15 protein-coding genes are annotated in these 12,393 nt (G+C 71.2%); 9 read left to right on the forward strand and 6 right to left on the reverse strand.

The annotated features are described in order from the left end of the window. The gene (locus C1J01_RS06080; protein ID WP_111176899.1) at positions 1–822 is read right to left on the reverse strand and encodes an NmrA family NAD(P)-binding protein; all 822 of its coding nucleotides are present in this window, start codon (positions 820–822) and stop codon (positions 1–3) included. A gap of 17 nt (positions 823–839) precedes the next feature. Then, positions 840–1,385 carry a PadR family transcriptional regulator gene (locus C1J01_RS06085; RefSeq protein WP_111176901.1) on the reverse strand — a complete coding sequence of 182 codons (546 nt, stop codon included), beginning with the start codon at positions 1,383–1,385 and terminating at the stop codon, positions 840–842. Between the two features lie 53 nt (positions 1,386–1,438). Between C1J01_RS06085 and C1J01_RS06090 the strand changes: the two genes are divergently transcribed. Next, positions 1,439–2,695 carry an MATE family efflux transporter gene (locus C1J01_RS06090; RefSeq protein ID WP_111176903.1) on the forward strand — a complete coding sequence of 419 codons (1,257 nt, stop codon included), beginning with the start codon at positions 1,439–1,441 and terminating at the stop codon, positions 2,693–2,695. On the opposite strand, the gene gltX is transcribed toward C1J01_RS06090, so the two are convergent. Then, on the reverse strand, positions 2,589–3,920 hold the full coding sequence (gltX, locus tag C1J01_RS06095) for a glutamate--tRNA ligase (RefSeq protein WP_235854290.1): 1,332 nt from the start codon (positions 3,918–3,920) through the stop codon (positions 2,589–2,591). The two genes, C1J01_RS06090 and gltX, sit on opposite strands and share 107 nt — an antisense overlap. A 34-nt stretch (positions 3,921–3,954) precedes the next feature. Continuing rightward, complete coding sequence (locus C1J01_RS06100) at positions 3,955–4,734, reverse strand: fumarylacetoacetate hydrolase family protein (protein ID WP_111176907.1); 780 nt, start codon at positions 4,732–4,734, stop codon at positions 3,955–3,957. A gap of 181 nt (positions 4,735–4,915) precedes the next feature. Between C1J01_RS06100 and C1J01_RS06105 the strand changes: the two genes are divergently transcribed. From C1J01_RS06105 to C1J01_RS06135, 7 genes are all read left to right on the forward strand, one after another. Further along, positions 4,916–5,404, forward strand: coding sequence for an Asp23/Gls24 family envelope stress response protein (locus tag C1J01_RS06105; protein WP_438943092.1), 489 nt, complete (start codon positions 4,916–4,918; stop codon positions 5,402–5,404). Beyond that, positions 5,401–5,757 carry a hypothetical protein gene (locus C1J01_RS06110; RefSeq protein ID WP_235854286.1) on the forward strand — a complete coding sequence of 119 codons (357 nt, stop codon included), beginning with the start codon at positions 5,401–5,403 and terminating at the stop codon, positions 5,755–5,757. Before C1J01_RS06105 ends, C1J01_RS06110 begins: the two co-directional genes overlap by 4 nt. Continuing rightward, on the forward strand, positions 5,754–5,942 hold the full coding sequence (locus tag C1J01_RS06115; RefSeq protein ID WP_111176911.1) for a hypothetical protein: 189 nt from the start codon (positions 5,754–5,756) through the stop codon (positions 5,940–5,942). Before C1J01_RS06110 ends, C1J01_RS06115 begins: the two co-directional genes overlap by 4 nt. A 20-nt stretch (positions 5,943–5,962) precedes the next feature. Further along, entirely contained in the window at positions 5,963–6,322 is a 360-nt protein-coding gene (locus tag C1J01_RS06120) for an Asp23/Gls24 family envelope stress response protein (RefSeq protein WP_235854287.1), read from the forward strand. 535 nt (positions 6,323–6,857) lie between these two features. After that, positions 6,858–7,424, forward strand: a complete 567-nt coding sequence (locus C1J01_RS06125; protein WP_111176915.1) for a DUF6286 domain-containing protein — start codon at positions 6,858–6,860, stop codon at positions 7,422–7,424. Further along, positions 7,421–8,008, forward strand: coding sequence for an Asp23/Gls24 family envelope stress response protein (locus C1J01_RS06130; protein WP_111176917.1), 588 nt, complete (start codon positions 7,421–7,423; stop codon positions 8,006–8,008). Before C1J01_RS06125 ends, C1J01_RS06130 begins: the two co-directional genes overlap by 4 nt. Before the next feature lie 16 nt (positions 8,009–8,024). After that, positions 8,025–8,384, forward strand: coding sequence for an antibiotic biosynthesis monooxygenase family protein (locus C1J01_RS06135; protein WP_111176919.1), 360 nt, complete (start codon positions 8,025–8,027; stop codon positions 8,382–8,384). Position 8,385: 1 nt separating this feature from the next. Here the strand turns inward: C1J01_RS06135 and C1J01_RS06140 are convergent, their stop codons facing one another. After that, entirely contained in the window at positions 8,386–8,991 is a 606-nt protein-coding gene (locus C1J01_RS06140) for an HD domain-containing protein (RefSeq protein ID WP_111176993.1), read from the reverse strand. A 160-nt stretch (positions 8,992–9,151) separates the two neighbouring features. On the opposite strand from C1J01_RS06140, the gene C1J01_RS06145 reads away from it, so the two are divergent. Further along, the gene (locus C1J01_RS06145) at positions 9,152–10,786 is read left to right on the forward strand and encodes a heparinase II/III family protein (RefSeq protein ID WP_235854288.1); all 1,635 of its coding nucleotides are present in this window, start codon (positions 9,152–9,154) and stop codon (positions 10,784–10,786) included. Between the two features lie 4 nt (positions 10,787–10,790). On the opposite strand, the gene cimA is transcribed toward C1J01_RS06145, so the two are convergent. Continuing rightward, the gene (cimA, locus tag C1J01_RS06150; protein ID WP_111176923.1) at positions 10,791–12,368 is read right to left on the reverse strand and encodes a citramalate synthase; all 1,578 of its coding nucleotides are present in this window, start codon (positions 12,366–12,368) and stop codon (positions 10,791–10,793) included. Positions 12,369–12,393: the final 25 nt, after the last annotated feature.

Genomic DNA, 12,393 nt, shown 5'->3' on the forward strand with positions numbered 1-12,393 from the left:
TCACCTGAACGCGTCGGCGTGTTCGGCGGCCCACTGCGCGAACGTGCGCGGGGGCCGCCCCGTCACCTGCTCGACCGTGGGCGTGACCTGGTAGGCGCCTTCCGGCACGGCGCCGAAGACCCTGATCTGGAACTCGGTCATCTCCTCCGGCACGCCCTGGGCCCGGTCGCGTTGGCGCAGTTGGTCCACGCTCAGCTCGGTGAATGTGATCTCGCGGCCGATCGCCTCGGCCAGGATCCGCACCTTGGCGGGCACGTCGAGCAGTTCGGGGCCGGTCAGGCCGTACGACCTGCCCTGGTGGCCGTCCTCGGTGAGCGCGGCGGCGATGACGGCGCCGATGTCGGACTCGTGCACCATCGCGGTCCTGGTCGCGCCGAACGGCTCCTCGACCACGCCCTTCGTGCGGATCTGCTCGGCCCAGGCCAGGGCGTTGGCCATGAACTCGGTCGGCTGCACGTACGTCCATTCCAGGTCGCCGCCGGTCACGGCGGGCTCCAGCGTGCCGGGCGACCAGCCGCTCAGCAGGGTCACCCGGCGCACGCCCGCGTCCCGGACCGCCTCGACGATCTCCGCCCCGTTGGGCAGCGGCGTGTACGCGGCGTCGGCGGCGTCGATGAGGTGCACCCCGGTGACGCCGCGCAGCGCGGGGACGAGGGTGCCGGTACGGGTGAGGTCGCCCCGCACGACCTCGACGCCCGCGGGCAGCAGGGCGGCCCTGGCGGGATCGCGGGTGAGGGCGCGTACACGATGGCCCGCTTGGAGGAGGTGGGCGACGACGTGCCTGCCCACGGAGCCGGTGGCTCCCGTCACGAGATAGGTCATGCGGGCGACGCTAGGCACTATCGCGGCACGTCCAGTTCCTCGATGCGCTGGCGCAGCCACTCCTTCTCCGCCTGGCTGGACGCGCGGGCGATGACCAGCATGCCTCTGCGGTACGGGTCGGGCTCGTCCTTCGCCCTGACCGGCCGGCCACCCGCGGAGAAGAAGCTCGCGGGCGCCTCCAGGAAGGCGAGCCGGCGGCGCAGGACCTCCGCCTGGTCGGCGGGGTCGGGCAGCGCCGACAGGAACGCCAGCAGCGCGAAGAACCTGGTCTGGTCGCTGATGTCGAGGTCGGCGGGCTCGCGCAGCCGCCGCAACAACTCCTGCCGGCCCGCCTCGGTGATCGTCAGAACCTGCCTGCGGGCCGCCGCCACGCCGGCCTCCTCGTGCCGTTCGAGCAGTCCTTTCGCCTCCAGCCGGGAGATGGCCGGGTAGAGCGCGCCGTCGCTGACCGGGCGCAGGTGGCCGGTGAGCGCGGCCAGGTGCGCCTTGAGCTCGTAGCCGTGCATGGGGTGCTCGTTGAGGAACCCCAGGATGGTCAGGCTCAGATCACCGCCGCTTGCCATGGGTGCATCGTAACGCTATACCTCTAAGCGATGTATATCGAAACGAGGTAATAATGATCCGGCTGGCCCTGCCCGTCTACGTGGAACTGCTCACCGCCGTGGTCGCGGTCGGCCTGATCGACTTGCTCTGGGTGTCGTCGCTGGGCGAGGCGGCGATCGCGGCGGTCACGGTGGGCACGACGGTCGAGCACGTCGCGTACGGGCTGTTCCTGGCCGTGCCGACGGGTGTGACCGTGCTGGTCGCCCGACGGGACGGGCGCGCGCCGCTGGCTCCCGTGATCAGGACGGGGTGGCTGCTGTGGGCGGTCTTCTCCCTCGCCATCGCGGTGCCGGGGGTGTTGCTGCGCGAGCCCCTGGCCGCGCTGTTCACCAGCGAACCCGCGCTGACCGCCGGTTTCCTGCTGATCTCGCTCGCCGGGCTGCCGGTGTACTTCGCGCAGACGGTCGTGGACGGGATCCTCAAGGGCCTCGGCGACACCAGGCGGCCCATGCGGCACGCGCTGATCTGCAACGCGCTGGTGATCGGCCTTGACCCGCTGTTCATCCACGGTCTCGGCATGGGCGTGCGGGGGGCCGCGCTGGCCACGGTCATCGCGCGGGTGGTCACGCTGGCGGTCGCGCTCGCGACCGTCGTACGCCTCCACTCCCCCGGCGGCGGCCTGGTGGTGCGGGAGGTGATCCGGACAGGGTTTCCCATGTCCGGAGATTTCCTGGCTCGCGACCTCGTCGGGACGGCGCAGGTGGCGATCGTCGCCGGGTTCGGCACGGCGGCCGTGGCCGGCTACGGCATCGGACAGAAGATCATGCTGGCCGGCGTCATGGTCTTCTACGCGCTGCGGCAGGCCGCGATGATCAGCACCGCCCGCTCGACGCCGGCCGGATCGCCGTTGCTGCTCGGGCTGGTCTCGGGGGCGGTGGTCGCGGCCGTGCTCAACGTGGTGGCCGCGCCGGTCGCCGGGTGGTTCACCGGCGATCCGGCGGTGCTCCACCCGGCCGTGGACTTCCTGCGCTGGATGACGCTCTACCTGGTGCCGTTCGGCGGGCTGATCGCCGTCGGCGGGGTGCTCCAGGCGAGCGGGAGGGGCGGCCGCCTGCTCGCCGCCACGCTGGCGGGCTTCGCGGTGCAGCTGCCCCTCGCGTACGGGCTGAGCGCGTGGCTCGGCGTCACCGGCGTGTGGCTCGCGATGGCCGCCGGAGCCGCGATCAGCCTCGCAGGCGCGTCAGCGCCGAGCGGATGCGGTCCTGGGCACGCTCGCGGCCGAGCACCTCGATCGACTCGAACAGCGGCAGGCCGACCGTCCGGCCGGTGACCGCGACCCGGACCGGGGCCTGGGCCTTGCCCAGCTTGAGCCCGTGGGCCGCGCCGACCTCCTCCAGAGCCTGCTTGAGCGACTCAGGGTCCCAGCTCACGCTCTCCAGCCGCTGCAGGTAGCCGGTGAGGATCTCCTCGGGGGCGTTCTTCATCGCCTTGTCCCACGACGCCTGGTCGAAGACCGGCTCGTCGAGGAAGAGGAAGTCGACGTTCTGCCGGATCTCCGACAGCACGGAGATGCGGGTCTGGGCCAGGCTCGCGACCTTGCTGAAGCGCTCGCGGTCCCACGTCGGGTCGAGGTAGGGCGCACAGCGCTCCTCGAACGTCTCCAGCGGCAGCGCCCGGATGTACTCGCCGTTGAACGCGCGCAGCTTCTTCTCGTCGAAGAACGCACTGGCGGAGTTGACGTCCTCGAGCCGGAACAGCGGGACCATCTCCGACCACGGCATGATCTCGCGGTCGTTGCCGGGGCCCCAGCCGAGCAGCATCAGGTAGTTGACCATCGCCTCGGCGAGGTAGCCCTCCTCGCGGTAGCTCTCCAGGGCCACCTTGTCGCGGCGCTTGGACAACTTCTTGCGCTGCTCGTTGACGATCACCGGCAGGTGTGCCCACACCGGCGGCGTCGCGCCGAGGGCCGGCCAGAGCAGCATCTGCTTGGCGGCGTTGCCGAGATGCTCCTCGCCGCGGACGACGTGGGTGATGTTCTGGGTGATGTCGTCGACCGCGTTGGCCAGCACGTAGAGGGGCGAGCCGTCGGTGCGGGCGATGACGAAGTCTTCCTGGGCCTCGTTGGGGAACTCGACGTCGCCCCTGATGAGATCGTGCACGATCGTCACGCCGTCGTCGGGCGTGCGGAAGCGCACGGCGCCCTCGGTCAGGCCGCGCTCGCGGCAGAAGCCGTCGTAGCCGCGGTGCTCGGAGCCGGTGCGGGCGACCAGCGCCTCGCGGGTGCAGTCGCAGTAGTAGGCCCGGCCGTCGGCCAGCAGCTTGGCCACGGCCTCACGGTGCTGCGGCTCGTACGCCGACTGGAAGTACGGGCCCTCGAAGGCCGGGTTGGTGCCGTTGATGCCGATCCAGTCGAGGGCGGAGATGATGCCCTCGGTCCACTCCGGGCGGTTGCGCGAGGCGTCGGTGTCTTCGATGCGCAGCACGAAACGGCCGCCGGACTGCTCAGCCAGCGCCCAGTTGAACAGCGCCGTGCGGGCGCCGCCCACGTGAAACATGCCGGTTGGGGACGGGGCGAACCGCACCCGTACTTCAGTCACGGGAGACCACCTTGTTCGTGAGTGTGCCGATGCCTTCGATGCCGACGCTGACCTCGTCGCCGATCTCGACGGGGCCGACGCCCGCCGGGGTGCCGGTCAGGATGACGTCGCCCGGGATCAGCGTCATGACCGCGCTGACGTACGCCACCAGCGCCGGGATGTCGTGGATGAGCTGGCTCGTGCGCCCGCTCTGCCGGATCTCGCCGTTGACCGTGGTCGTCAGCGCCAGGTCGCTCGCGTCGAGATCGGTCTGGATCCACGGGCCCAGCGGGCAGAACGTGTCGAACCCCTTGGCCCGGGTGAACTGCACGTCCTTCTTCTGCAGGTCACGGGCGGTGACGTCGTTGGCGCAGGTGTAGCCGAAGATGACGTCCTTGACGCGCTCGACCGGGACCTCGCGGCACAGCCGGCCGATCACCACGGCCAGCTCGCCCTCGAAGTCGACCCGGTCGGACAACGACGTGGGGTAGGCGATGTTCTCGCCGTGGCCGATCACGGTGGTGGACGGCTTGATGAAGATCAGCGGCTCCTCGGGCACCTCGTTGCCCAGCTCGGCCGCGTGCTCGGCGTAGTTTCTGCCGATGGCGACCACCTTGCTCGGCAGCATCGGGGCCAGCAGCTTCACCTGGGACAGCGCGAACCGCTCGCCGGTGAACTGCACCTGACTGAACGGGTGACCGGCGATCGTGGAGATGAACTCCTCGCCGGGACCGCCCTCGACCACGCCGAACGCGACGGCACCTTCGCCTGTGGAGAACCTCGCTATACGCACCCGACAAGGCTATCGCCGCCTCCGAGGGGTCGGCCCATCCACGGCGCGCCTGCCCGCAACGGGTCAGCAACTGTCCATTATTAACCCCAAAGTCCGTTTTGTTGAGCTTCGGTGGTGCAGCTGGGGTTATTTCCCCTTATTAGGGACGACATCCAGGGGGTGACGGATCGTGTCGGACACAATGTCTAACCGGCCCGGCGGAACCGGCGCGACGGGTACCGTGCCGCGGGCCAGGACGCAGGAGGGCGCCGGCATGGCGACCTCACTGGTGACCGAGAGAGGCACCACCAGCATCGACGACGGTGTCGTCGCCAAGATCGCCGGCCTCGCCGCCCGCGAGGTGTCGGGCGTGTACGCCATGGGCGCGGGCGCGGCGCGAGCGCTCGCCAGCATGCGCGGCATGGTCGGCGGCTCCAGCGTCGCCCAGGGCGTCTCGGTCGAGGTGGGCGAGCGGCAGGCGGCCGTGGACCTCGACCTCGTCGCCGAGTACGGCACCGCCATCCCCGACCTCGCGGCGGCGGTGCGCAAGAACGTCATCACGGCGGTCGAGCGCATGTGCGGGCTGGAGGTGACGGAGGTCAACATCCGGGTGGACGACGTCCACCTGCCCGACCAGGAGCGGGGACGCGAGGCTCAGAGCGAGCCCGAGCAGGAGCCGCGGGTCCAATGACCGGGTCCCCGGCATCCTCCGGGCCCACCGCCTCCGGTGACACCGCTGCTGCCGCTTCCGGGGCCGGGGTCTCCGGGGACGCGGGGCACGCTCGGGCGATCGCCGAGCGGGCGCGAGCCTGCTCCGGGGTGGTCAAGCTGTCCGGCGGCCCCTTCGGGACGGTAGCGACGTACCTGCCCGGCGACCGGCTGACCGGGGTCTCGGCGGACGAGCGCGAGGTGGAGATCGCCATCGTCGCCACGCTCGCCCGCCCGCTGCCCGAGACCGCCGAGGAGGTACGGCGGGCGGTGGCGGACCTGGCCGGGAACCGCCCGGTGAACGTGCGCATCGACGACATCGTGGAGGGATCATGACCAACGTCCAGTGGATGCCGATGATCGGCATGGCCGCCGGGATCGCCCTGGGGTTCGCGGGCGCGTTCGGCGGGCTGGGTGCGTTCCTGCTCGTGCTGGTGCTCGGCGCGGTCGGCTTCCTGATCGGGCGGATCGTCGAGACCGGGGAGATCAACCTGTCCGGCATGTCCGTGAGGCGGAAATGACCGCCGTCACCCCTGGCCGAGTGACGGTTCCCGCGCAGCGGCCCGCCCCTCTGTCCGCGCCGGAGCGCCGCGGGCGCACGGAGATCGCCGACCGGGCGGTCGCGAAGATCGCCTGCTGCGCCGCCAGGGAGGTGCCCGAGGTGCGGGACGTGCGCATGGGAGGGTCGCCGTGGGCGCGGCCGTCGGCCGCGCGGGTCCGCGGCGAGCAGGCCTCCCTCCGGCTGAACGTGAGCATGGCCTACCCCACGCCGCTGCACGCCGCGGTGGCGCGGCTGCGGGAGCACGTGATCCGCCGCGTCGAGCATCAGACCGGCCTGGAGGTACGCCGGCTTGACATCGTCGTGAGCGAACTCGGCGGCGACCTGGCGTGGGGCGGCTGACGGAAGGAACGTGACCATGACCACGCACGGCTCCCCTCCCGAGGGCCCGGAAGACCGCAGACCGCCCCCCGAGCACACTCCGGCGGGCCGAGAAGCGGACACCGAGCCGCAGATGTGCGTCCTTCCGGACGACGAGGCCGGCAAGCCGGCCGGGCAGACGCCTCCGTCCGAGAAGGCCGCCAGGGAGACGGCTCGCGGCGAAGAGACACCGTCCGGGACGGTTCCCGGCGAAGAGCCCCACGGGATGGCCCCCGGCGGAGGGACCCCGTCCGAGACGGTTCCCGGCGAAGAGACACCCCACGGAATGGCGCCCGGCGGCGGGATGCCCACGGCCGCTTCCCGTGGAGAGTCGCCCCCCGGGAGGGTTCCTGGCATGGGAACACCCGCCGTAGTGGCCCCCGGCGAAGAGACGCCCCACGGAATGGTCCCCGGAGGAGGGACACCCTCCGCAGCGGTTCACGGTGAGGGGACTCCGTCCGGGACGGTTCACGGCGGAGGGACGCCGTCCGGGGCGCACAGCGCGGCGCTCGAGACGTTGCACGACAAGGTGGCCGACCGGGCCGCCGTGCGGGCGTTCCGGCCGCGCCGCCGGATCCCGGCCGTCGTCGTCGCGATCCTGCTCACCCTGCTCGGCCTGCTGCTGGCCGTCGAGACGCTCTCGGCCCTGTTCGGCAGCCCGCTGCGCCTGGTGCCGTACGACCGGATGCTGGGCTGGGCGTCCTCGACGTTGTGGACGAACCCGTGGTTCCTGCTCGGCTCGGCGCTGGTGACCCTGCTGGGGCTCGCGCTGCTGGCCGCCGCGCTCGTACCGGGGAAGCCGAAGATGGTGCCGGTACGCAGCGGCCACCGCGACCTCATCATCGGCCTGCGTCCCAGGAGCGTCGCCCGGGCGCTGGCCCGCGCGGCCGAGCAGGTGCCCGGGGTGCGCTCGGCCCGCGCGAAGCTGCGGGGCGGCACGTTCACCGTCACACCGACCACGTCCGGCTGGCGCAAACGCGACGAGTTCCGCAAGGACGTACGCGACGCCGTGCTCGCCAAGCTGGCCGAGCTGGATCCCGTGCACCCGTACCGGGTGGCCGTGCACGTCAAGGAGCGCAAGTGAGCAGGAAGCCGGGCCGGGGCAACCGGTGGGGGCTGGCGATCGTCGGGCTGGTCCTGACGCTGCTGGGCGGATCGGCGCTGGCCCGCGGGCTGGGCGCGTTCCCGCAGAACTGGGCCGCCTCGCGGACGACGATCGTGGACGCCAACGTGGCGGGGTTCTTCACGCGTACCAGCCCGTGGATCTGGTGGCTGGTGGCGCTGGCGGGGCTGATCCTCGCGGTCCTGGGCGTGCGCTGGCTGCTCGCGCAGTGGCGCAGGGAGCCGCGCGGGACGCTCGTCCTGGACGAAACGCCGACCGGCGTCACCGACGTGTCGGCACGCGCGATGGCCCGCGCGGTGGCCGCCGACGTCGCGAGCGGCCCGTCCGTGCTGGACGCCGACGCCCGCATGACGGGCTCGCGCCAGGACCCCGAGGTACGGCTGCGCCTGGTCGCCGACGAGTCGGCCCCGCTGAACGAGCTCAGCCGCCACCTGGTCCGCGTGGCGCTGCCGAACATGCGCGACGCGCTGGACCGGGATCATGTGCCGGCGGTGGCCCGCGTTAGCCTGGAGCCCTCACCTTCACCGCAAAGAGCCGTGCGCTGACGAGAGGGGTCCTCGCGTGTCCGTCGTGAAGATCAACGTGCTGACCGTGCCCGCCGAGATGCGGGAGGAGCTGGAGCGACGCTTCTCCAACCGGGCGGGGATGGTCGAGTCGGCCGACGGCTTCGAGTGGTTCGAGCTGCTGCGGCCGCTGGAGGGCACCGACCGCTACCTCGTCTACACCCGCTGGCGCAGCGAGGACGACTTCCAGCAGTGGCAGCAGGGCCAGGCGTTCCAGCGCGGGCACGCCCAGGCGGCGCAGGGCGCCCAGGGGCAGGGCGCCCAGGGGCAGGGCCACGGCCACGGGCAGGGCCCTGCCGCGTCGGGCTCGGAGCTGTGGAGCTTCGAGGTCGTCGAGAGCGCCGCCCCGAAGTCCTGAGTCAGGCCTCCGGCGCGTCGAGCGGGTTGCGGGCGATGCGCTCGGTGATGCCGGCGCGGACGAACCGGCCGGCGAAGCTGTCCGGCTTGCGCGTGCCCTGCTCCGAGATGCAGGCGGCGAACTCCATGGCGATGTCCAGCCGCGGGTGCAGCGCCAGCACCTCGCGGCGCACCCCGGCGGGGATCTCGTCGGTACGGCGGCCGGAGATGTCCATGCCGGTCGACAGTTCGAGCAGGTGACCCTCCGGGTCCTCCGCCAAGGGCACCTCGTCCCACATGTGGCGGATGATGACCTCGCTCGCCCGCACCCGGCGCTCGGCGGACCAGCCGGCCCCGGCGCAGAACGCCCAGGCCACGTGCCCGCCCGCCTCCTCGAACGGCACGGTGCGGCTGTCGAACTCCGGGGCCATCCCGATGTCGTGCAACATCGCGGCCACGTAGAGCAGCTCGGCGTCGAACGCGATGCCGTTCGCCTGGGCGTACGCCGCCGCCCACAGGTAGGCGCGCACGGAGTGGTTGAGCAGCGAGGGCGTGTGGTAGCGGGCGGCCACCTCGTACGCGCCCCGGCAGGCGGGTGTGTCGGGAATCACCAGGTCGTCGAGTTTCACGCCCTCCAGCATGTCGCAGCCGGTACGCCCAGCGGAACACGGGGCCGCGCGGCGGACGGACGGCTAACGAATCGGGCACTCGGCTTGACCTGGTGATCGCGATTCCGAAAGCATGTTCCGCCCCGACTGTCGTCCTGATCACGCCCCTGGAGGCCCCGCCGTGCGCCGGCTCGCGATCCCTCTTGCCCTCACGCTCGCGCTCGGCGCCCTCGTGAGCCCCGCGCACGCCGACAAGGTGGCCCGCACCGCGGAGTGCCAGGGCGACTGGCTGCCCGGCACGCCGACGGTGTCCGACGTCATGAGCGGCGAGATCTCGCTGGTCGGGCTGCCGCCGTACAAACTGGGCAAGAAGATCGACTGGGACGCGAGCCCGTACAAGAACCGGTCGTGGGAGTACGTCTTCCAGTCGCTGCGCTGGATGGGCGCCCTGGTCGTCGAGTACGAGAACACCGGCGAGGAGCGCTATCTCGACCGCGCCACCGAGATCACCAAGGACTGGGTGGAGCACAACAAGTACGGCGCCCGCGGCACCCAGCCGTACGTGTGGACCGACCACCCGGTGTCGCTGCGCACGCAGCCGCTGCTCTGCCTGAGCCGGCACGTGAACGCGAGCTGGCTGAAGGACAGCCTGGCCGTGCACGCCAAGCTCCTGTCGGACCCGAAGCTGTACAAGAAGGGCCACAACCACGGCATCGACCAGGACATCGCCCTCATGGGCATCGGCTGCCGCTACGGCCGCAAGGACTGGCAGAGCCTCGCGGCGAGCCGGCTCATCAGCACGGTGAAGCTCGACGTCGACTCCCAGGGCGCGCTGATGGAGCAGGCGCCGCGCTACGCGGTCTACGTGCACGGCCGCCTGCAGGTCGCGATGGCGAACATGAAGGCCTGCGACCGCAAGGTGCCCGCCGAGATCGCCAAGCGCACCGACGCGCTGAAGGACTTCATCGCTCACGCGACCATGCCGAACGGCTACATGGTGCCCATCGGCGACGGCAGCGCCGACACCGAGCCCCAGATGGAGACCGGCACGCCGAAGCAGAAGGTCAAGGTCTACAACGCCGGCTACGTCTTCGGCCGCACGTCCTTCGACGACGCCGAGTCGGCGTACTACTCGATCAGGTTCGGCCCGGGGATGAAGTTCCACGGGCACGAGGACCACCTCGGCGTCACCTACTACGCGCAGGGCCGCGACATCCTGGTCGACGGCGGCTTCCACTCCTACGAGAAGAGCTCCTACCGCTACTGGACGCTCTCGCCGGAGGCGCACAACGTGCCCACGGTGGTGGGCCAGAAGTTCCGCCCGCGCACGGCGAGCAAGCTCGTGAAGTCCCGCGTCGGCGACGACCGGCAGTCGTTCCGGCTGACCGACCAGGCGTACGGCGTGAGCCGCACCCGGTCGGTCATGGTCGACCACGGCGACGACCACGACCTGATGGCCGTGCTGGACACCGCCTCCGGTGGCAAGAAGATCAGCAACATCTGGCGCTTCCACCCCGACCTCAAGCTCGTCTCCAAGGACGGCGGCAAGGTCGTCCTGGGCGACGGGAAATTCAGGGTCACCCTGCTCCAGCTGACCTCCTGTGACCGGATCGGCGGCCAGAAGGTCGAGCGGGGCGGCAAGCTGGGCTGGGTGTCGCCCGCGTACCTGGCGAAGAAGCAGGCGAACGTGGTGGTCTCGCCCGCGGCGGAGTCCCTGCTGACGGTGATCGTGCCGGGGACCGACTCGCCCAAGGTGTCCTGCTCCGGCGGGAAGGTGACCGTGGACGGCGTGTCCTTCCCGGCCGGCGTGATCTAGCGGGTCACGACAGCTCGCGGCCGGCGCGCAGCAGGCCGTACGTCACCGCCTGCTCCAGCGCCTGCCAGGAGGCGTCGATGATGTTCTCGGCGACGCCCACGGTGGACCACTCGGCGCGCTCGTCGCTGGAGGTGATGAGCACGCGGGTGACGGCGTGGGTGCCGTGGGTGCCCTCCAGGATGCGGACCTTGTAGTCGATCAGCTCCAGCTTGGCCAGCTCGGGGTAGAGCTGCTCCAGCGCCAGGCGCACGGCCTTGTCGAGGGCGTTGACGGGGCCGTTGCCCTCGCCGGTGGCGACGATGCGCTCACCCTTGGCGTGCAGCTTGACCGTGGCCTCGCTGACGAGCTCGCCGCCCTTGGTGCGCTCGACGATGACGCGCCAGGACTCGACCTCGAAGTGCCGCCGGCGCTCGCCCTGCACGGTGTCGCGCAGCAGCAGCTCGAACGACGCGTCGGCCGCCTCGAACGTGTAGCCCCGCGACTCCATGTCCTTGACCCGGCCGACGAGGGCTTTGGTGTGGTCGGGGGTGAGCTCGTAGCCCAGCTCACGGCCCTTCAGCTCGACCGAGGCGCGGCCCGCCATGTCGGAGACGAGCATGCGCATGTCGTTGCCGACCTGCGCCGGGTCGATGTGCTGGTAGAGGTTGGGGTCGACCTTGATGGCGCTGGCGTGCAGGCCCGCCTTGTGGGCGAAGGCCGACATGCCGACGTAGGGGGCGTGGGAGTTGGGCGTGACGTTGGTCACCTCGGTGATGGCGTGGGCGATGCGCGTCATCTCGGCCAGCGACTCGCGCGGCACGAGGTCGTAGCCGCGCTTGAGCTGCAGGTTGGCCACGACCGTGAAGAGGTTGGCGTTGCCGGAGCGCTCGCCGTAGCCGTTGGCGCAGCCCTGCACGTGGGTGGCGCCGGCCTTGACGGCGGCCAGGGTGTTGGCGACGGCGCAGCCGGTGTCGTCGTGGCAGTGGATGCCGACCCGGGCGCTCGTGCCGACCGCCGCGTGGACGACCTCGGCCAGCTCGTCGGGGAGCATGCCGCCGTTGGTGTCGCACAGCGCGATGACGTCGGCCCCGGCCTCGGCGGCCGTCCTGACCACCTCCAGCGCGTAGGCGGGGTTGGAGCGGTATCCGTCGAAGAAGTGCTCGGCGTCGAGGAAGACGCGCTGGCCCTCGGCCCGCAGGTGGGAGACCGTGTCGCGGATCATCGCGAGGTTCTCCTCGAGGGTCGTCCGCAGGGCCAGCTCGACGTGCCGGTCGTGGCTCTTGGCGACAAGGGTCACGACCGGCGCGCCGGACTCGCGCAGTGCGGCCACCAGTGGGTCGTCGGCGGCCTTCACCCCGGCCCGGCGGGTCGCGCCGAACGCGGCGAGCTGCGCGTGCTTCAGGTCGAGCTCGGTCCGGGCCCGCCTGAAGAACTCGGTGTCCTTGGGGTTGGCGCCCGGCCAGCCCCCCTCGATGAAGCCGACGCCGAGTCCGTCCAGCTGACGCGCGATGGCGAGCTTGTCGGCAACGGTGAGGTTGAGCCCCTCCTGTTGCGCGCCGTCACGCAGCGTCGTGTCATATACGTGGAAACGGTCGTCGGACATGGCTCTCTCTTCTTTCCGGATGGAG

The sequence above is a fragment of the Nonomuraea aridisoli genome (assembly GCF_003236395.1).
Lineage (GTDB): Bacteria > Actinomycetota > Actinomycetes > Streptosporangiales > Streptosporangiaceae > Nonomuraea > Nonomuraea aridisoli.

Excerpts from the sequence above, each read along its gene's own strand:
- C1J01_RS06080 (WP_111176899.1), bottom strand. The coding sequence starts at position 822 with ATGACCTATCTCGTGACGGGAGCCACCGGCTCCGTGGGCAGGCACGTC.
- C1J01_RS06085 (WP_111176901.1), bottom strand. The coding sequence starts at position 1,385 with ATGGCAAGCGGCGGTGATCTGAGCCTGACCATCCTGGGGTTCCTCAAC.
- C1J01_RS06090 (WP_111176903.1), top strand. The coding sequence starts at position 1,439 with ATGATCCGGCTGGCCCTGCCCGTCTACGTGGAACTGCTCACCGCCGTG.
- gltX (WP_235854290.1), bottom strand. The coding sequence starts at position 3,920 with ATGTTTCACGTGGGCGGCGCCCGCACGGCGCTGTTCAACTGGGCGCTG.
- C1J01_RS06105 (WP_438943092.1), top strand. The coding sequence starts at position 4,916 with ATGTCTAACCGGCCCGGCGGAACCGGCGCGACGGGTACCGTGCCGCGG.
- C1J01_RS06110 (WP_235854286.1), top strand. The coding sequence starts at position 5,401 with ATGACCGGGTCCCCGGCATCCTCCGGGCCCACCGCCTCCGGTGACACC.
- C1J01_RS06115 (WP_111176911.1), top strand. The coding sequence starts at position 5,754 with ATGACCAACGTCCAGTGGATGCCGATGATCGGCATGGCCGCCGGGATC.
- cimA (WP_111176923.1), bottom strand. The coding sequence starts at position 12,368 with ATGTCCGACGACCGTTTCCACGTATATGACACGACGCTGCGTGACGGC.